A 20119-nucleotide genomic window follows, 5' to 3' on the forward strand; every position below is an offset into this window, starting at 1 on the left:
ACAAATAAGGGCTATGAGAAGCCTGGGTAAAATATGAAACATTCTCTCATTCGGTTCATTTTGACGATAAAACGGATTCTCCCGACTCATTTCGCCTGAAAGCTCAATTCGAATCTCGCGCTAACTGACTCATCAAAACCGACCACTGTGATGTGTTTGTCGCACAGCCATACCTGGCCCTTCTCCAGGCCACGCACCCAAACCACAAGACGTTTTTGTCGAAGCTCTTGAACCGTTGGGCCCGGCTTCCTAGACTTAACTTCACTTTCAGCAGGCAATCGCGGCGTTCATCACTTCAGACGAGAGATCGGAACGGATCATAATTCGATGACTGACATCGTTGAGATCCGCCGTTCTGATGATCCGCGAGATGTCATTCACCGGGTGTGCCAGTCTTTGGCGCAAGGTGAATTGGTTGGTCTCCCCACCGAAACCACCTATACCGTTGCTGCCAGTGCACTTTCTGAAGTTGGTGTCCAGCGGCTGAAGGCTCTAGCCACTGAACTCGCAGTCAATCATCAACCACCCCAGTTCGAACTCCTGCTTAAAGCGGCTGACGAAGCACTCGATTATCTGGTCGAGCAGTCGCGATACGGCCGCAAACTCATCCGACGTTGCTGGCCAGGCCCTGTGACGTTGCGATTCCCAAAATCTCACTGCGGATGGTTCTTCGAACAGCTCCCTGAAACCAGCCGTCATCTCCTCACGGCCCCAGAAAACACGGTCTCTTTCCGTGTCCCGGCACACACACTCCCGGCCGATATTCTGAATTTGTTGCCCGGCCCCCTGATCGCACTTTCGGAAGCTCAGCCCGGCCGGCCACCGCTCAGGCATGCCCGGGATGCCGACCAGAGGTTTGGCAACAACCTCGCACTCATTGTCGATGACGGCCCTTCCCGCTACGGCGAACCGGGTACCGTCGTCCAGATCGGCAATAACGATTGGAACATCGCATTCCCAGGGGTTGTCTCCGACCGCACGATGGGTCGACTTGCCAGCGAAGTCATCCTATTCGCCTGCACAGGCAACACCTGCCGCAGCCCCATGGCCGAAGTCCTTTTCCGCAAACTCCTTGCGGAAAAACTGAGCTGCCCCGAAGAAGAACTTGTCGATCACGGTTACGTCATTCTCTCGGCAGGTTTAGCGGCAGCCATCGGTGCACCTGCCAACCCCGAAGCCATTGCACTGCTTGCCGATGAAGGTCTTGACCTTCGTAATCACGAAAGTCAGCCTCTGACCGAGCGATTGCTGCAGCAGGTCGATATGATCTATACCATGACACGTGGACATCGCGACGCCATTCTTGCCGAAAGGCCGGATCTGGCTTCACGCGTGCGAACTTTGTCTCCCGCCGGGAAAGACATTGCCGACCCGATTGGTGGGGGACGTGATGTCTATCGTTCCTGCAAGCAAGTCATTGAAACGCATTTGCAACAGATTATTCAGGACCTCTTGTCGTTAAGATCCCACCCGTCATGATGAAGATAGCCGTTGCCAGCGATCATCGCGGCGTGCAAATCAAATCCAAAATCCTCGCACTGGTGTCCGATCTCGGACATCAGGCTCTCGATTTTGGACCGCAGGATCACGAGAGCGTCGATTACCCCGACTACGGTGCCCGCGTGGCAAAAGCCGTCTCTCGTGCAGAGGTCGATCGTGGCATCCTCATCTGTGGCACAGGCATGGGCATGTGCATCGTCGCCAATAAATTCCGTGGTGTTCGAGCCGCTACTTGCCACGATGACGTCACTGCCGAACTCAGTCGCCGACACAATAACGCTAACGTCATGTGTCTCTCGGGCGATCTTCTCGGCGAGCCATTTGCCATGAGAATGGTCGAAATCTGGCTCACCACTGAATTCGAAGGTGCCAGGCATGCCCGGCGTGTCGACAAAATCTCTCATTACGAGTCCGAAGAATTTTCATCGAACTCCTGACTCGCATGCCTTCGCAAAAAGTCATGAGCACTGACGATAATCACTTTCTTCCGGGAAGTCGCTTTGACTCGCCCGATCGTCGCGATATCTTGTTGACATGTCTTGTCGATCTGCAAATGAATCACCGATGGTCGCATTGAGTAACCGGCAGATGTGTTGATCTCTTTTCACAACATCGAGAACAACGCCGACATCTCAGCTTTACCCAATGAAGAGCGACCATGGCATCCATGAAGCTGTGTCTGACCAGGACATCGATAACCCTGATCACGCTCAAACACATCTTGATGTGACTGCCGCTTCAACAGCAGAGATCGACACGATTGACCACACGAGCAGTATTTCTCGTGGGCAATTCCAAAACCTGACGACTAAGATCATTTGATTTCTTTGACAAAAACTTTCCGGAAGGATGCGACGTTCATGGATTTGGCGGCACTTAAGTATGCAAAGACTCATGAATGGGTCGCGATTGAAGGTGATGTTGCAACTGTCGGAATTACCGATTTCGCCGTTCAGCTCTTGAGCGACCTGGTTTACATCGATCTGCCCAAGCCCGGCAAAGCTCTCAAAGTCGGTGAGTCCTGTGGCGAGGTTGAGAGCGTCAAAGCCGTCAGCGATGTCTATGCCCCACTCGCCGGTGTCGTCACAGAAACCAACCCCAGTCTCGGCGATAATACCGAGCCACTCTCCAGTGATCCCTTCGGCAACGGCTGGCTGATCAAGATGAAAGTCTCAGATCTGTCAGGTCTGGAACAACTCCTAGATCGAGCTTCCTACGAAAAACACTGCGAGTCCGAAGCTCACTAAGTCGGCAAGGCGAGGATCTTCCCGGCTGATCCGCACACTGCGAAGATCTGTCAAATTACTGTCATCGATGGACTATTCTCACGAGTGCCTATAATTCTTCGACCTCGTGATGAAACCAGTAAAATCTGTCGAATTTTCAAGCATTTTTAAGTTCGCTCTCTCGCTCTACTGAGAGGCGGTCATTTTTACCAGGGTAGGATTCCCACTCGTGAGCTATTTGTTCGCTACGGCTACCGAAGAGCAGGCGATGCTTTCTCGGATTGGTGTTGATTCGATTGATCAACTTTTGCAGCAGATTCCAAAACCGCTGCAGCTCGACAAACTGCTCGATCTCCCGCCTGCTCTCAGTGAAATGGAACTCGAGCAGCATCTCCGCCAGCTCGCTTCACAATCCAGCGGCGCAACCTCTCGCATGTGCTTCCAGGGTGGTGGTGCTTACGATCACTACATTCCCAGTGTGGTCGACGAAATCACTGGTCGCGGCGAGTATTACACTGCCTACACTCCTTACCAGGCAGAGGCTTCCCAAGGAACTCTGCAGGCGTTCTTCGAATATCAGACCATGATCTGCCAGCTCACAGGCATGCAGGTCTCGAACGCCTCTTTGTACGAAGGTGGAGGATCTGTCAGCGAAGCCACTCTCATGGCGATGCGTACGACGGGCCGCACAGGACGGGTGGTCATCGCTGGTGCGTTGCACCCCGAATATACACAGGTTCTGCGGACCTACGTCGGGCACACTTCCACCGAAGTGATTCACATTCCCGTCGGATCCGATGGCACGGTCGATTTGACAAAGCTCGCCGGAGCGATCGACGAGAACACGGCAGCTGTTATCGTTCAAAATCCGAACTTTCTGGGAAACATCGAAGATCTCGCTGCCATTGCTGACTTGACTCATGCCAAAGAGTCATTGATGGTTGTCTCGACGGATCCAATCAGTCTGGGCCTGCTCGCCAGACCCGGCGAACTGGGTGCAGATATCGTTGTTGCCGAAGGCCAGTCACTCGGGATTCCCTTACAATTCGGAGGCCCTTATCTCGGAATTCTTGCCTGCCGCAACGACTTCATCCGCCGCATGCCAGGCCGATTGATTGGGGAAACGATTGATCGCACCGGGGGGCGTTGCTTTGTTCTCAGCCTGCAAGCTCGTGAACAGCACATTCGCCGCGATAAAGCGACCAGTAACATCTGCACCAATCAGGGATTAATGGCCCTCCGGGCAACGATGTTTATGGCCCAGATGGGTCCTCAGGGTTTCAAAGAGACTGCCGAATTGTGCCTGCAAAAAGCTCATTACGCAGCCAGGCAAATTGCCGCTATCCCCGGCTACACAATTCTCTTCAGCGAAACACCCAAGTTCAAAGAGTTTGTCATTCAGGCTCCCCAAAGTGCACCGACGCTGATTGAAAAAGTTGCTAAAGCGGGTGTGGATATCGGCCCCGCACTCAGCCAGTTTGCACCGATTCCCGGTATGCCCGATACCGAAAATCTCTTGCTGGTTGCCGTCACGGAACAAAGAACAAAAGCTCAGATCGATCATCTGGTCAACCTCCTCAAGTAGGGCAGCAGAAGTAGGGCAGGCTCCCGCCTGCCATTGATCCAACCCGCCTGTTTTGCCGTGTAATTTTCACATCAGCAGGCTCTTCTACCGAACAATTTTGCAACGAAAAGCACAGCGAAAAAAAATTCCGCCAAAAGGTTTTTGGATGCGTAACACCCTCGCAACTCAATTGATTTTTGATCTCTCGAGCCCAGGCCGCAGAGCGGCTCGACTACCTCAGTGCGATGTTCCCAACCGAGCGGTTGAGGAACTCATTCCCGCAAAGTTTCTCGCCCAAAAACCACTTCCACTCCCGGAAGTCGCCGAGCCCGATATTGTTCGTCACTATGTCAATCTTTCTACCTTGAATATGTCGGTGGATACGCACTTCTACCCGCTGGGGAGTTGCACGATGAAATACAACCCCAAGCGTCATGAGCGTCTTTCCAAACTCGGCGGCATTGTAGACGTTCACCCTTATCAGCATGCAGACCGTATGCAGGGCCTGCTCGCGATTCTGTACGAAATGCAGAACATGCTGGGTGAAATCGCGGGGCTGCCTGCTGTTTCCCTCCAGCCCGCCGCTGGTGCTCAAGGTGAACTCACGGCCTTGATGGTGGCTGCCGCCTACTTCCGTGACAAAGGTGAAAACCGCCGCAAGGTGCTATTTCCCGCCAGTGCCCACGGAACGAATCCAGCCAGTGCTGCCATTGCAGGTTTTGACTGTGTCCAGTTGCCAGCCACTGCCAATGGCCTCATGGATGTCGAAGAACTGCGAAAGCATGCCGACAGCTCGACAGCCTGTCTCATGGTGACCAATCCGAATACGCTCGGCCTTTTCGAAAAACAGATCGCTGAAGTGGCCAAGATCATTCACGATGTGGGCGGTCTCGTTTACATCGATGGTGCCAACATGAATGCCATCATGGGCATCACCCGCCCCGGTGACTTCGGCGGCGACATGATGCATTACAATGTCCACAAAACATTCACAGGCCCACACGGAGCCGGTGGACCAGGGTCAGGCCCGATTGCTGTCCGCGATTTCCTGAAGCCTTACCTCCCGGCACCAATCATCGAAAAATCGACTGCCGAAAACGGCCAGACTGTCTATCAACTCGTCACGCCCGAGAAGACCATTGGTAAAGTCCGTACCTTCTTCGGAAATGTCGGCATCCTTATTCGAGGCTACTGCTACTTAAGAACTTTAGGCCCAGAAGGTGTTCGCAAAGCTGCCGAACACGCCATTCTCAATGCCAACTACCTCAAAGCCATCCTGAAGGACATTCTTCCTGCCGCTCATGGCGAATACTGCCTTCACGAGTTCGTCGCTTCCGCCTCCAAACTCTCCAAAGAAAAGCACATTTCGGCCATGGATATCGCCAAACGCCTGCTCGATTTTGGCTTCCATGCACCGACCGTCTATTTCCCGCTCGTCGTGCCTGAAGCTCTGATGATGGAACCGACTGAGACGGAATCCAAAGCCACACTCGATGCCTTCGCCGAAACTATTCGCAAGATCACCGAGGAATCCGCCGAGTTCCTGCACGATGCTCCACATTCGCTGCCAGTCAGCCGCCCCAACGACGTCCAGGCGGCCCGGCAGCCAGTCCTCTCCTGGAGTCCGAAAGTTGGAGTGTGATCCAAATAAGTTTTGATCTCTGAACTAAAAATTTCACCTGAGCCCTGCTCATGTCAACCCCTGTCATTTGATCCCAAGCGACGACGACATCTGCCGGGCTTCTTTTATTCCAGTGGGCAGGTCGAACGGATACCAGGCAAAGAGACTCAGAAATTCGCCCCGCTCAGTCCCCAGCCTGGGGTCACCCTATCAATGACAATGTCCCCCATGCGCCAACTCGAACACTGCCATATCATTCTCGAACCACAGCCACTTTCGGGGTTCGAGAATATGCGCCGGGATGCCTTACTCTTGAGCGGCGCAGCGACGAGCCAATGGCCAGAGCAGGCTGGTATTCTTCGATTCTACGCCTGGAATGAACCCACGCTCTCCATCGGCTACTTTCAGAAACTCGAAGCCATTGTTGCCACTCCCCGCTGGCAATCTCTGCCAGTGGTTCGAAGGCTTTCAGGTGGTGGTGCCATTCTCCATGACCGCGAATGGACTTACAGCCTGACAGTCCCCCATTGGCCACAACTCGTCGAAAAGCCGCACGAACTCTATGCCACAATTCATCAACCCATTGTTGATGTCCTGAACTCCATCGGCATTCCCGCACAGTTCCGTGGGGTCACCACTCACTTGCCAATGGAACCTGATCTCTGCTTTCTCCGCACGGACGAAAACGACCTCGTCATCGGGCATCAGAAAATCCTGGGAAGTGCCCAGCGCAGGCGAAAAGGCTCACTCTTACAACATGGCAGCCTGATTCTCAGCAGCTCGCCAGTGACTCCCGAAATCCACGGCGTCAGCGATATCTGTGGGACACAATTCAACGAGTCTCACCGTTTGGTACTCGCCACAAAAATCGCCAGCCACATCAGCCAGCAGGTTCACATTCACAACGACTGGCCCGCCGAACTGAGTTCTCTCCTGAATGAAGCCGAGACATCCGCCTGATCCCGCACGAGCCACAGCAACCACTCACACTGGAATTCTCACTTAGAAAAGCGATGGCACGCCAAACTCTTTCTCCATCAAGAAGACATCCACTGTGGTAATATCTCCAACTTCATGACCACCAGATTTTGAATAGCCAAAAACACAAGCTCATGTTCAAAAAAACAACGACAAACCATTGACCTTTGAACACATCGAGAAAGAATTCTAATTCAGTTCGAATTCAGAAACTTCATTGATTGACGCTCTCGCCGTTGACTGGTAGCGTGAAACAATCAAGGAATTGCTAACGGTAATTGTTTTTCATTTGTTACGTCTCGACTGCATATCGCAAAACGTATCTAAATATTTCGTCTTCATTCTCCCCTTGTCGTCAGCCATTGTTCATCGTCTCAGAGAATCCATCATCGGGGTAACCGTCTTTTGAATGATTCAAAAGATTCCTGCCCGGCAGATTTCATCCGGTAAGATCCTGGGAGCAGCCAACTCATGCTCAAAGCAGAGTTAAAAATCCTCGTTGGTAAGCATCAGGGAAAAGTCATTCCCCTGGCAGCGAGAAAGTTTCTCGTTGGCCGTGAACAGGATTGCCACTTGAGGCCCAATAGTGATCTTGTCAGTCGGCACCACTGTGTCTTCACCATCGACGATTATGCCGTCCGCCTGAGAGACTTAGGCAGTACTAACGGCACACAGGTCAATGGTGAGAACATTCGCGGAGAAGTGATTCTCAACGAAGGTGATCAGGTCACCATTGGCAAACTGGAACTGCAACTGCTCCTCAAAACGGAAGCCAGTATCGAGACACAATCCGCAGCGGAAGCTCGCCAAGGCACCGCAGCATTAGGCACTGCTGTCCATGAGGAAAATGCTGCCCGTGCGACTTTGGAACTGGCCAACTTCTCGATGGCCTTGCCTGTGGATACAGCAGCTCAAGACACCAGCTATGAAATGGTGGCTTACACTCCAGAGGTCACTCCTGTCGCCACTGGCGATACAGCCATTGTGGGGAGTCCTCCTCCGCCTTTAGCCCCTGCACCTCCTCCGGGCTACGCCAACGTCGGAGCACCTCCGCAAGGTTATCCCCCCCAGCCATACCCGGCTGGCATGCCCCAGTACCAGAATCCTCAATACCCCGGCATGACCAATCCTGGCATGGGTTACCCAAATGCAGGCTATCCTGCCGCCAGCTATCCACCGGCTGGCTACCCACAGGGAATGTATCCCGCCGGCTATCCCATGCCGGGCTACCCTCAGCAGGCCTATCCGGGGGGGCCAGTTTATCCAGGACAATCTCCCGCATATCCACAAACGGCGCCCATGCCCGGCTATGCCCCTCAACCGGTGGAAACACCTCAGGCACAGGGGCCTTCAGCCGGTGTCGTCCCGCCACCGATCAGGCTCCCCAATCCTGAAGAGACCGGCGCTGTCGAAGTCGCACCACCTCCTGCTGCTGGTGGCCCTTCACCTTCTAAAACGGAAAAACCTTCAGATAAAGCGGGCGATATCATCAAGCAGTACTTGAATCGACGTGGTGGTCGCTGATTTCTGGGCTCTCGCTCTTTGATCATCCCCAAGAGATCATCCCCAAGATTCTCAACCTAAAGTCTTTTCAGCATTCATCCCGGCTCTTGGAAGGAATGAGTGAAATTCTGATTCAAACTGAGACTCAGATCTTGACCTCGCCCTGCAAAATGCCCAGAACAATTGTGTCTGAGCATTCATTGAACAGGATATCGCCTGGCTCCACTCTTCGGCTTGCTGGAATCTTTTTATGAGCACTGCGGATACCAATGCTGCTGAACAGCAGAGACGTTACCGGGAATTTCTCGACCTGATGCCTCTCACCTTATCCCTGGCCGGGCTCCCGCAAAGCGACTCCGGGAAATACTACACGGAAGAGCAGATCGAAGTGCGTGCCTTTGCCGTCAGGCACGCCTACAAAGTCGCTCGGCAACTGGTTCGCGAAGCTGTCAATCGTTAGCGATTTTCCGACCCATGGATGCGGGTCGTCGGCAGGTTTCAGCATTTTGAAACCACACCCCAGACAAGCGGGTATTTTCAAACAGGGATGCATGGAATGACTGAAACGTCGGAAATCCAGCTTGTCGATCGTTGCCTCGAGGGTGAACCTGACGCGACAGTTCTCTTCGTGCGCAAATTTGAGCGACTCGTCTATTCCATTGCAATCCGCATGCTGGGACATCATCAGGATGCGGAAGATGTCACCCAGGAATCACTCACGCGGGCCATCAGGCATCTGGGTAACTGGAATCCCGCACGTCCGCTGAAACCCTGGCTGTTAGCGATTGTCGTCAACCGCTGCAAATCCAGACTGAGCTTGAAATCTCGTCCGCAGGGATCTTCCCTCGAAGAGCATTCGGCACAGCACCTCAGTGTCCCGGCAACTCAGACGCAATCGGCCATCCAGGCAGAGACCGCACTTCAAATTCAAGTGGCTATGGAGAGCCTTAAGCCCGAATATCGACAGGTCTTTGAATTGTTTTACAAAGAAGAGCGATCTGTCGATGAAATCTCTCAACTCCTGAATGTTCCTGAAGGAACCGTCAAGACCTGGCTCCATCGCGGTCGCAAGGCTCTCGCAACAATTCTCAAAGAGCGACAACTCATTTCCGAATCCTCAAAATGAGCTTCAGGCAATGTGAAACCTCTAGGGATTCCATTTTTAGGGATTCCATTTTTGATCATGGGTGAATCGTGGATTGCCATCAATTTCATACAGAACTGGACAGCCTGAATTCTGCCAACACCGAACTTGATCATTCCTTGTTGAGCGAACCCGCCCGGAAACATTTGCTCAATTGTCCGGATTGCCTGACTCACTGGCATGACGAAACACAGCTCAGCGCAGCCATCTCAACCTGGAAAAATTCAACCTCGAAAAAGTCCTCCGCTGCGCCTCTCCAGAGTCGAGTCAGTCGCAAATCCCCAACCAACAGCACAGCAACCCGGCATATTCAACAAGGCCGCTACATCACTCGCTGGGCCATCACCACCATTGCAGCCTGCCTTGTGCTGGGAGTGCTCGCATTTCGTGCACCTAGCTCCATTGAAATCGTTGTTTCAACCTTCGATACCCATCGTCCGGCGGCAACTTCCGCACCACTATGGATCACCGCTGCGACATTATCGGCCAGCCAGTTCTCAGCCAGCCAGTTCTCAGGCGGTTCATCTCCTGACCAGACAGTCAGATTCTCACCTGCTTCTCAAACGAAGGCTGGGACTTCAGAATTCCACACAGCAGCGATGCAACCCTCGGATTCGATACCTGCAGCAGGTTCAACCAGCCGGCCGGAGTTGACCACCTACCTGTCATTGAGCCAGCCGGCGCTCCCTCTGGCGAAGCTGCGAGAACCGGTCGAGGCCTGGAACTCCAAACTTCAGCAAAAGCATCAGGGTCCATTTCTGGAAACTGTCGGCGGGCTTTATGTCCCTGTCCCTGCTCCACCCGTCGAGCAATGGCAGCAGGTCGCAGTCACTGTCGCTCCACTCAGCCAACACCTGGCTGATGCCTTTGCTGTCCTCTGCTCCCCCTTCCGGCAGTCAGAAGCGGAGCCTGTGGATATCCCCGGGGCATACAACGTCCCCTCATCCACCTACGAGTTTTCTCCACTGCCTTCCAGCAACAAACTCTCTCCTTATGGAAATCCAGCCTCCAGCCTGAGTTAGTTCTGCGCCAGCAAGTGCATTTCACTCGAACTGACCGAGCATGTCTTTACCGTCCGGCCATCAGCCGCTCGACGTACTTCCCCAGAATGTCTGTCTCGATATTCACCGTATCGCCCACTTGACGCTGGCCTAACGTCGTTTCTTTCAACGTATGGGGAATCAAGGCGACGCTGAAACCATCCCGTTTGGCCTCGACGACAGTCAAACTCACACCATCGACTGTCACACTCCCCTTAGGCACCAGTTGCCGTGCCAGTTCCGGAGCTAACGCGAATGCCATAAAGACCCAGTCCGCCTCGTGATCGATCGACAAGATCCTGGCAGTCCCATCAACATGACCCTGCACAATATGGCCTCCAAAACGGGCATTCGCTTTCATGGCCCGCTCCAGATTCACACTCGCACCGCTGGCCAACGTTCCGAGGTTTGTTTTCGACAGTGTCTCACTCCCCGCCTGAAAACTCCATTTCTCAGCCGGTTCTCCCTGGTTCTGAAGCTCCACCACAGTCAGGCAGCAGCCATTAATCGCCACGCTTTCGCCCAGCACGGCAGGATCTTCGGGCAAGAGCATCTGCACTGGCGGAGAAACGACGATCCTGACTCCCCCAGGTTCCGAGACTACAGCCTCAATCTGCCCCATCCCTTCGACCAATCCCGTAAACATGCCAACTTCTCCCGAACGTGTATCCTGCATCCAAAACCCCTTCACACCTGCTGTTTGTTGGCAGAATCGAGTTCTGGACGCTACAAGTGTAGACCTCCAGAGGAGAATTGCACGGCTCTCCTTGTACCATTCACCACAAAGTGTCCTTCAAACGGTTTCACTGCTGAGGTTTGTTCCTCTTTACGAAAGCTCCTGGCCATGTCACTTGCAATCACCAGCGTTCATGCCCGCGAAATCCTCGATAGCCGCGGCAACCCCACCGTCGAAGTCGATATCGAACTCGAAGACGGCACCATCGGCCGCGCCGCCGTTCCCAGCGGTGCCAGCACCGGTGCCCACGAAGCCTGCGAACTTCGCGACACCTCCGACAAGAAGCGTTACCTCGGCAAGGGAGTCCGCAAGGCCGTCGAGAACGTTAACGAAACCATTGCCGACGCCCTCATTGACCTCAACGTCACTGACCAGGCCGCCATCGATCACACCATGATCGAGCTCGATGGCACACCCAACAAGTCGCGCCTGGGTGCCAACGCCATCCTCGCCTGCTCACTGGCCGCTGCTCATGCTGCCGCCCGCGCCAGCTTCCTGCCCCTCTACCGTTACCTGGGTGGTGTCGGCGCGAACACTCTGCCAGTCCCTCTGATGAACATCATCAATGGCGGGGCCCACGCCAACAACGGCATCGACCTCCAGGAATTCATGATCGTCCCCACTGGCTTCACCTCGTTCTCCGAAGGCCTCCGCGCTGGTGCCGAAGTCTTCCACAGCCTCAAGAAGGTGCTGCACGACCAGCACATGAGCACTGCTGTCGGTGACGAAGGGGGCTTTGCTCCCGACCTCAAGACCAACGAGGACGCCCTCAAGGTGATCCTCGAAGCCATCGAAAAGGCTGGCTACGAGCCCGGCAAGCAGATCAAGCTTGCCCTCGACTGTGCCTCGACCGAGTTCTACGACACCAAGACCGGCCTCTACGATATCGACGGCAAGAAGGTCAACGGCGACGAACTCGTCGGTATCTGGCAAAGCTGGAGCGAGAAGTACCCGATCGTCTCCATTGAAGACGGCTGCTCAGAAGACGACTGGGACACCTGGAAGAAGTTGACCGACGCCATCGGCAAGAAGGTTCAACTCGTGGGCGACGACCTGTTCGTTACCAACGTCAAGCGCCTTCAGGAAGGCATCGACAAGGGTGTGGGCAACAGCATCCTCGTGAAGGTCAACCAGATCGGCTCGCTGACTGAAACCATCGACGCTGTCCAGCTCGCTTACCGCAACGGCTACACCGCCATCATGAGCCATCGCTCAGGCGAGACGGAAGACACGACGATCGCCGACCTGGCCGTGGCTCTCGGAACCGGCCAGATCAAGACCGGCTCCGCCAGCCGCACCGACCGCATCGCCAAGTACAACCAACTCCTCCGCATCGAGGAACTCCTCGGCAAAGACGCCCGCTACGGCGGCACGCTCAAGGCGTAATTGACGCTCGTGAGTTTTTCAGGGTGCTACTGCTGGCTGGCCAGCAGTGCTCCTTGCCTGAACCAGAAGTTGTTATTCTTTGAACAACACCGCCCAAAAACCAACAACTCCCGGAGTCTGCCTCAGACTCCGAGAGTTTGCGTTTCATTTCGACCTACTGACAACCGTCCACATTGTTCGTGACCGCGGCACTCATTTTCTTCCCACACATCGATTGAGTGCCACCAGCGCATAAGCTGTCGCCAGATTCGGGTCGCCTTCCATCCATCGGCTCGAACGATCATTCAGCCAGTTTCCATTGGCTTTCTGGAGTGCAATCAACTGAAGAGCCAGCTCATTCCTCCAGTTATGTTTTGCTCCCTTGGCATCAGTAAACTCATTGACACCATTTGCTTCCATCGCCTTGGCAAACAGATAGTAATAGTAGTAAAGACCACCCGCGCCCAGCCCCGGATTCTCTTCCAGCGTATAGTTTTTACTGATCCAGTCGAGGGCCGCTTTAACTCTCGGATCATCCGCCTTTAAGCCTGCATAGAGCATGCTCTTAAATCCGGCATAAGTCATGCTTCCATACGACCGCAAGCCCCCTTCATCGGATTGTCCCGCAGGCGAAACACCGGGGCCATTGGGGTTGTAATAGAAACCTCCGTCATTAATCTTGGCAGCTTGCGGAGTCGTATTATGCTCAGATTCCAGGTTCTGACATCGCGACAGAAAAACCAGGGCCTTCTGGACGGCCGGGTCTTGTTCAGTCGCGCCTGTCGCCTTGAGAGCATCCAGAAAAAAGACCGTGTTGGACAGATCGGGCTTACCACCGCCCGCTTTGTAGCCCGCACCGCCGTAGGCGATGTCGGCTTTGTCGGTATTGTTCGCCTCACTATATTGAGCGCCACGCAAATACTGCTCCGCCTTTTTGATGATCTCCGTGAACTGTCCCTCGGCATTACCAGCAACTAACGCCATCACGGAAACCGAAGTTTCATAACTCGCATGCGGGCTGCCAGGGGCGGCAATTTCTCCCGTTGGCTGGGCATAACCTGCGATCCGCTGTAATCCCTTAGCCACCACAGGATCAGTCACCGGCACACCCGCATCAATCAACGCATAAACCACGAGAGCCGTAATCCCCGAGGTACGCGGCGTCGTCCAACTCCCATCCTTCATCTGCGAAGTTTTCAGGAATTCGATCGCCTTGGCCCGTGACTGATCAACGTTTGCGGCGAGCCCCTCCTCCGCCCCTTCACAAGTCGACGAAACAGGATGCACAATGTCACTCGCCTCGAACGACACCGGTAAAACGAAACAACCCGCCATCAGCGCTGCCCAACAGATTCCCCGCATGCTCGAACTCCTTCCCTAACCCGGCCATCTCACCACAATCTTTGCGAATACCGATTCTACTGGCTGCAAGAGATGTTCCAGAGAGAAAAGTTTGCCACAAGGTCGCAGAGAGTCGCTTTTGAACATCGGCAAAACCGAATCTGCCAGCGTCTTGCATCACCCGAACCGACACCTTGTCGCACCAAACACAGAACCGTCGCGCGTCACGCCAACCGTGATATCATTTTGGTTGAACTCTGACCCACCCGACGAAATTCTGCAGAACCACGATTCCCCAACATTCGGGAAGGTTGGGCAAACTTCGCTGCTCGCTTGGACCACGCGGAAAATTTTCGCTCCTTCTCCCAAAAGAAGTTTTCCGCTCGCTCCCCTCGGAGTGTAAGCTCATACACTCAGGTGCCAGTGGCCAAATCGACATCTTTGCGGGTCAGCCAATGTCCACGACTTCGCCAGTTGTTCTCACTTCCCAACTGATCATTGCCCGTCTGCTAATCCCGCAGGCCAAGGCCCCCACACCAGCCACGCTCGCCAAGAGTCTCGCTCCTCTCTTCACCCAGCAGTACTCCGCCGGTGAATGGCGCGCCCTGTTCGACGAAGCCCTCGCCGCCACGCGTGCGGCCGGTCATGTGGAAGCGATCAAACTCATCCTTACCCCCGAGGGAATGGCCGCTGCCCTCGAGTTCTGCGGCTTCACCCGCGAGGAAGCACTTCCCAAGAACCTCCGCTGGAAACAACTCCTCGACAAGTACATCACGCCCCGGCTCTGCGGCTTCGCCCCGCCCGGCCCGAAAGCCAAACACGCGGATCATCTCCTCATCGAGTTCCTCAAGCAGAGCCATCAACTCGCAGGGCCGATCACATCACTCAGCCAACTCCTCGTGGCCCTTGCCTGGAAGGAGCTGGGCATCGACTCACGGAAGAAGTTCACGCCAGCCAATGTCCTCGCCAAAGTCTCCCTGAACACCGACCGCACGCTGACGACCGCCCCCCTCGCCAAGCTGCTCTCCCAACAGTTGCTGGGAGACTCCGGCAAAGATTTCGCCCAATCACTGATCCGCCAGAAGATCCGGCAAGCCGCCACCACTCCCTCAGGCCACGTTCCGCACGCATCGCCCAACTTCACTCTGGCCGACATCCACGCCGCCCTCCCGCAGATTCCCGCCGGCCCGCTCGGCACGCACCGGGTTTTCATCCGCGACCTGTGGCAACACCTCCCCCCAGATCGACGGGGCACGCTCGACGAATTCCGCCCGGCGCTGCTCGCCCTCCACAAGAGCCAGCAAGTGCGACTCGTCCGGGCCGACCTCACCGACCGCCTCGATCCGAGGGCCGTCGAAGAATCCCGCATCGAGGATGGCCCAGCCACATATCACCTCCTTGTGAGGGAAATCAAACCACCAGCCACCCCTTAAGCACCCTCTACGTTTCCTATTTGTCTATTAGCCAACATTCTTACCTCAAGGCCTTACGACATGCCCGCCGACACCGAAACACAACTCCCCCCTCAAGCTGCCAGCCCCCTACCTGTAGTGGATCCTTACCTCCAGGCGCTCCTCTCCCCCCGGGGCGAGGAAGTCCTCCACGCCGTCTGCCAGAAGGATCAAATCTGGCGGCACGACAACTTCGATGTCTTCGACATCCACGAGACTGCCCGCCTGCAGTTTGACAACCTCCTTCGCCGCCTAAAGGCCGAAGGAGGTGCCCCTTACGGCCTGATCCAACTGGTGCTGGGCGAGGCGGGAAGCGGCAAAACGCACCTGCTCCGGTTTTTCAGAAACCACGTTCACTACAGCAACGATGGGTTCTGCGGCTATTTGCAGATGACGACGGGCACCCAGAACTATCCACAGTATGTCCTTTCTAATCTCATCGATTCGCTCGACGAGATTTACTTCGAACCCGATGGCGACGAGACCGGATTGATGCGGCTCGCCGACGCCGTTGGTCAACAAGTGGAACTGTTCCTCCCCAAAGAAATACAGCGTCTTCGCGAAGACGATTTGACCCACGATGAACTGGCCCAGCTGACCAATGAACTGGCCGACGCCCTCCAGTCCCGCCCGGGCAATCGCACGTTGGATGCGGGTGTGATTCGCGCCCTGCTCTCGCTGATTCCCCGCCATCCCAAAGTCCACACGCGGGTGCTCAAGTACCTCCGCTGCGAGCCGTTCTCCTCGTTCGACGAGAAGATCCTTCCGGAGATGCCACGTTGGACAGCCGACGATGCACCCACCCACATGATTGCCGCCCTCGGCAAGATCATGCGCCAGCTCACCAACAAGACGCTCGTCATCCTCGTCGATCAACTCGAGGAGATGGCCAATTTCGACGAAGACCCCGCCCGACTGGAACACCGCTTCCGCCACGCCATGCAGGCGATCTCCTCGCTCGTGGGCGGGATTCCCGGCGCGCTCTGTGTCGTGGGCTGTCTCGCCGACCTCTACCACCTCATGGAGCCGCGACTTCCCGCGCCGGTTCTCGCGAGGGTCGCCACCGATCCCCGCTCGATCCAGCTCATCGCCAGCCGCACCCGCCACGAGGCGAAGCAGATCATCGAGACCCGCCTGAAATCAGTCTACGAACAAGCAGGTCTGGAGAACCCCGAAACCATCGCCCCCTTCACGGAAGAATTCATCGACGGCCTCGAAGGACTCACCGCCCGCGACATTCTCTTCGCCTGCCGCGCGTTCCGGGATCGACTAGCGACAGGAGAGCCTGTCGAGACGCCACCTCCTCCACCACCACCGGCGATCGCCTGGCCACAGGAATGGAATGACTTCCGCGCACGCCACACGCCCGTTATCCCGGAAGATGCTGAGCAGCAACTACGCTTGCTGCACTGGGCCATCGAACAATGCACTCTCGAACGACAACCCGCCGCCGAATGGTCGACCGATCTCCACGACGATTCGTTGCTCATTGGGGCCACCATCGGCGGCGTCACCCGCTCTTCCAAACTTCTGGCTGCGTTCTGCGATGAAAACCCCCAGGGCGGAAAGCTGCAGAAGCGAATCGAGTCCATCGTCAAACTGGCGGGCGACCAATCGGCGGCCCTCTTGCGGAATACCGCTTTCCCGGCTGTCAAAAAGGGAACCAAGATCGGCGAACTGCTCCTCTCGCTCCCCAAGGACAAGTTCAAGCGGATCATCTGGGAAGACAGCCACTGGCGATTCCTCACCACTCTTCGCGCCTTCCACGAGCAGCATTCCATCCAGGGCCAGTATCTGGAATGGCGCACTTCCAGCCGCCCATTGAACGACGTGAAGCCTTTGGTCGATCTCCTCAACCTCGACCAGATTCCGCTGACTCCCACACCTCCGAAAATCAAGCCTCTTCCACCGGAGCCGCCAATCCCACCCGCTGCGAAGTCGCCAGTCCCACCGGCAACCAAAACGCCGTTCGAAATACCCCTGGGTTTTACCCAAGGTTTGCGACAAACTCCGGTCGTGCTCAACTCTGAAATCTTCAAAAGGCATGCGGCATTCGTTGGTGGTGCCGGGAGTGGCAAGACAACGCTCGCCCTCAATGTCATCGAGCAACTATTGCTCGCCGGCATCCCGGCAATCCTCATTGATCGCAAGGGTGATCTCGCCACCTATGCTTCGGACGATTGGGGCACGCCCAACGAACCCGCCCTCCTCAAACGGGCCACTATCCTCAAGAAGCAACTCGACATCCGCGTCTACACCCCCGGCGACCCCACCGGCCATAACCTCCTGTTGCCGCTGATTCCCGAAGGCGTGGGGCAGATGCCGGACAATGAGCGTGAAGCCGCTCTGGAAGCAACGACAGCCAGCCTGTTGAAAATGCTCGGCTGCTCAGAAAACCAATTCAGGGAGTACCAGCCGATCCTGTTGACTGCACTGCAGGTGATCCTTGATACCACACAGGGCGAAGTCACGTTGGAGTGGCTGGAAGAGGTGATCGGCAAGAAGGATCAGGAACTGGTCAAACATCACCGCTGGACACAACCCACGGTCTATCTGAAACTCGCCAGGGCACTCAGCGACCTGCGAATCACCCGCAGGTTGCTCCTCTCCACAGAGGGAACACCGCTCAACATCCCCCGGATGCTCTCCCCCACTGCCGATGGCCGTACACCCTTGTCGATCATCAGCCTCAAGTCGCTGGTCGATATGTCGGCCATCCAGTTCTGGATGTCGCGGTTCCTCATGACTCTGGGGCGCCACGTCAGTGCCACACCCTCAGCGACATTACAGGCGGTGATCCTCCTCGACGAGGCCGATATCTACGTCCCCGCAACCAGCAAACCCTCCACCAAGGAGCCGCTGTTGAACCTGCTCAAGCGGGCTCGCTCCGGCGGACTGGGCGTCTTCCTGGCCACACAAACCCCGGGTGATCTCGATTCCACTTGCCGCAGCAACTGTGCCACCTGGGCCATCGGTCGGCTCAACGACAATGTGTCGATCAACAAAGTGAAATCCATGTTCAGCGACACGCCGCAACTTCTGGATCGCGTTGCGCAGCAAGGTCAGGGCGAATTCGCCCTGGCCTCCGATGGCCTGACGACCCAGTTCAAAGGCGACCGCAGCGCCATGAACACCCGCCAGCTCTCCGAACAGGAAATCTTGACCCTGGCCCGCGCGAACCGAAGCGTCGAATAATCTGCAAACGGTACCAGTTTGTATTGAGGCAACAGATTTTGTTAAGGGGAGGCCTGTGTTAAAGGGTGGCTGGGGTTGAGTCTTCGAACCCCCAGCACTTTTTGCTCGTATAGAAGTGTTTTGGGGGTCGCTGGGGTTGAGCGTCCTCGCGAACCCCCCGGCTCTTGTTGCTAGTGAAAAACGGCGCTTCATTGAAGTCATCGAATATGCCACGTCGATCAAAACTACCATCGAAAGTATTTGATACGAATCAGATTGCGATTTCTGCTCCCTCCGAGAGTGAGCCCTCCAGGATGTCAATTCCTCATCGGCGCAATTACAACCTGCCGGGCCATGCCCACGAACTGACATTTTCATGCTATCTCGGTTTTCCATTTCTCAAATCGGAAAGAGCCTGTCGATGGCTGGCGGAATCGCTTCACGAGGCACTTTGTCGGCATGATTATTCACTCTGGGCCTATGTCTTGATGCCGGAACACGCTCATGTCGTGGTGTGCCCAAGACAGAAAGCCTATCGCATTGAAGAGTTTCGAAAGTCCGTTAAGGAACCGGTTGCCCGTCATGCGATTCGATGGCTTGAACATCATGCTGTCGAGTGGATTCCCAGGATCACGCGAACTCGTGGCGCAAAAACGGAGCGATTGTTCTGGCAGTCAGGTGGCGGGTATGACCGGAACATCACGGAAAGTAAAACATTGTTACGAATGATCGATTACATTCACCTCAATCCGGTACGTCGTGGGCTTGTCGAGCGGGCGGCGGACTGGGAATGGTCAAGTGCGGCTTGGCATGCAGAAGGAAAGCCGTCGCCCATTCGAGTGGATGCAATCCCGCCGGAATGGCTTTGTCAATGATTGTTGTCAAGAGCTGGGGGTTCGAAGACTCAACCCCAGCCACCCGTCATTAACTTACCACAGGCCGTACTTGGCTTGGAGGAGACAGGTGGATTCGGCCCCTTTTGAGCACATGATCTTCGGAGAACGGCGACGGGTGTGATTGCCATAATTATGGGATGCCATCCGGATAGACGACCGACACCATGGCACAGATTGCCAGCTTTCCCGACCTTTGATTGCAACCTGGGCATATTGCTGTCTTTTGCCCTTCTATCTCCAATTCGAGCAATGTTTGGCAACGAGGGCATGGGATCTCGGGCAATTCAACCTTAACGGGCGCATACCACGGACCATTAGAAACCATGCCTGAGATTGCTTCACAGACATGTCTTGCAAAACGAGACCGCGTTAAAAACTCCTCGTTTGACCGCAGCCATCGTACCCAGGCATTGCGGTCGATTGACTGCACACAATGAAGCTCAAGCATGCACTGGGGGCACCATAGCGACCTGAGATTGTCCTTTTGGTAGTCGATTGGACCGATGCGATAAGTCAGCGAGATGGTCTCCCATCGATGGCCGCATGACTCGCAATCTCCTTGGATCTCGGCGGGCATCGT

16 protein-coding genes are annotated in these 20119 nt (G+C 55.4%); 14 read left to right on the plus strand and 2 right to left on the minus strand.

The annotated features are described in order from the left end of the window. Positions 1–327 precede the first annotated feature (327 nt). The 10 genes from PLIM_RS22945 (at position 328) to PLIM_RS13370 (ending at position 10558) form a co-directional block, all read left to right on the plus strand. Positions 328–1479 carry an arsenate reductase/protein-tyrosine-phosphatase family protein gene (locus PLIM_RS22945; RefSeq protein WP_013110847.1) on the plus strand — a complete coding sequence of 384 codons (1152 nt, stop codon included), beginning with the start codon at positions 328–330 and terminating at the stop codon, positions 1477–1479. Beyond that, the gene (gene rpiB / locus PLIM_RS13330; protein ID WP_041403645.1) at positions 1479–1937 is read left to right on the plus strand and encodes a ribose 5-phosphate isomerase B; all 459 of its coding nucleotides are present in this window, start codon (positions 1479–1481) and stop codon (positions 1935–1937) included. The genes PLIM_RS22945 and rpiB overlap by 1 nt, the downstream gene beginning before the upstream one ends. 423 nt (positions 1938–2360) lie before the next feature. Next, positions 2361–2747: a glycine cleavage system protein GcvH gene (gcvH, locus tag PLIM_RS13335; protein ID WP_013110849.1), complete on the plus strand. Its 387-nt coding sequence runs from the start codon at positions 2361–2363 to the stop codon at positions 2745–2747. A gap of 208 nt (positions 2748–2955) precedes the next feature. After that, positions 2956–4311, plus strand: a complete 1356-nt coding sequence (gene gcvPA / locus PLIM_RS13340) for an aminomethyl-transferring glycine dehydrogenase subunit GcvPA (protein ID WP_013110850.1) — start codon at positions 2956–2958, stop codon at positions 4309–4311. A gap of 145 nt (positions 4312–4456) precedes the next feature. After that, a complete protein-coding gene (gcvPB, locus tag PLIM_RS13345) occupies positions 4457–5932 on the plus strand; it encodes an aminomethyl-transferring glycine dehydrogenase subunit GcvPB (RefSeq protein ID WP_013110851.1) in 1476 nt (491 codons plus the stop codon). 207 nt (positions 5933–6139) lie between these two features. Further along, a complete protein-coding gene (locus PLIM_RS13350; protein ID WP_052301579.1) occupies positions 6140–6871 on the plus strand; it encodes a lipoate--protein ligase family protein in 732 nt (243 codons plus the stop codon). A 489-nt stretch (positions 6872–7360) separates the two neighbouring features. Continuing rightward, complete coding sequence (locus PLIM_RS22950) at positions 7361–8413, plus strand: FHA domain-containing protein (RefSeq protein ID WP_013110853.1); 1053 nt, start codon at positions 7361–7363, stop codon at positions 8411–8413. A gap of 229 nt (positions 8414–8642) precedes the next feature. After that, positions 8643–8852: a hypothetical protein gene (locus tag PLIM_RS13360; protein WP_013110854.1), complete on the plus strand. Its 210-nt coding sequence runs from the start codon at positions 8643–8645 to the stop codon at positions 8850–8852. A gap of 96 nt (positions 8853–8948) precedes the next feature. Next, positions 8949–9518 carry an RNA polymerase sigma factor gene (locus PLIM_RS13365; protein WP_041403648.1) on the plus strand — a complete coding sequence of 190 codons (570 nt, stop codon included), beginning with the start codon at positions 8949–8951 and terminating at the stop codon, positions 9516–9518. A 68-nt stretch (positions 9519–9586) separates the two neighbouring features. Beyond that, positions 9587–10558 carry a hypothetical protein gene (locus tag PLIM_RS13370; protein WP_013110856.1) on the plus strand — a complete coding sequence of 324 codons (972 nt, stop codon included), beginning with the start codon at positions 9587–9589 and terminating at the stop codon, positions 10556–10558. A 46-nt stretch (positions 10559–10604) separates the two neighbouring features. On the opposite strand, the gene PLIM_RS13375 is transcribed toward PLIM_RS13370, so the two are convergent. Next, positions 10605–11252 carry a riboflavin synthase gene (locus PLIM_RS13375; RefSeq protein WP_230849309.1) on the minus strand — a complete coding sequence of 216 codons (648 nt, stop codon included), beginning with the start codon at positions 11250–11252 and terminating at the stop codon, positions 10605–10607. A gap of 168 nt (positions 11253–11420) precedes the next feature. On the opposite strand from PLIM_RS13375, the gene eno reads away from it, so the two are divergent. After that, a complete protein-coding gene (eno, locus tag PLIM_RS13380; protein WP_013110858.1) occupies positions 11421–12698 on the plus strand; it encodes a phosphopyruvate hydratase in 1278 nt (425 codons plus the stop codon). A 192-nt stretch (positions 12699–12890) separates the two neighbouring features. Here eno and PLIM_RS13385 read toward each other — a convergent pair whose 3' ends face one another. Then, a complete protein-coding gene (locus PLIM_RS13385; RefSeq protein ID WP_230849310.1) occupies positions 12891–13964 on the minus strand; it encodes a prenyltransferase/squalene oxidase repeat-containing protein in 1074 nt (357 codons plus the stop codon). Positions 13965–14473: 509 nt separating this feature from the next. Here PLIM_RS13385 and PLIM_RS13390 point away from each other — a divergent pair. From PLIM_RS13390 to PLIM_RS13400, 3 genes are all read left to right on the plus strand, one after another. Beyond that, a complete protein-coding gene (locus PLIM_RS13390) occupies positions 14474–15451 on the plus strand; it encodes a hypothetical protein (RefSeq protein WP_013110860.1) in 978 nt (325 codons plus the stop codon). A gap of 60 nt (positions 15452–15511) precedes the next feature. Next, the gene (locus PLIM_RS13395) at positions 15512–18664 is read left to right on the plus strand and encodes an ATP-binding protein (RefSeq protein WP_013110861.1); all 3153 of its coding nucleotides are present in this window, start codon (positions 15512–15514) and stop codon (positions 18662–18664) included. Between the two features lie 293 nt (positions 18665–18957). Further along, positions 18958–19518, plus strand: coding sequence for an REP-associated tyrosine transposase (locus PLIM_RS13400; RefSeq protein ID WP_013110862.1), 561 nt, complete (start codon positions 18958–18960; stop codon positions 19516–19518). Positions 19519–20119 lie beyond the last annotated feature (601 nt).

It is taken from the genome of Planctopirus limnophila DSM 3776, from assembly GCF_000092105.1.
In the GTDB taxonomy this organism is placed as follows: Bacteria; Planctomycetota; Planctomycetia; order Planctomycetales; family Planctomycetaceae; genus Planctopirus; species Planctopirus limnophila.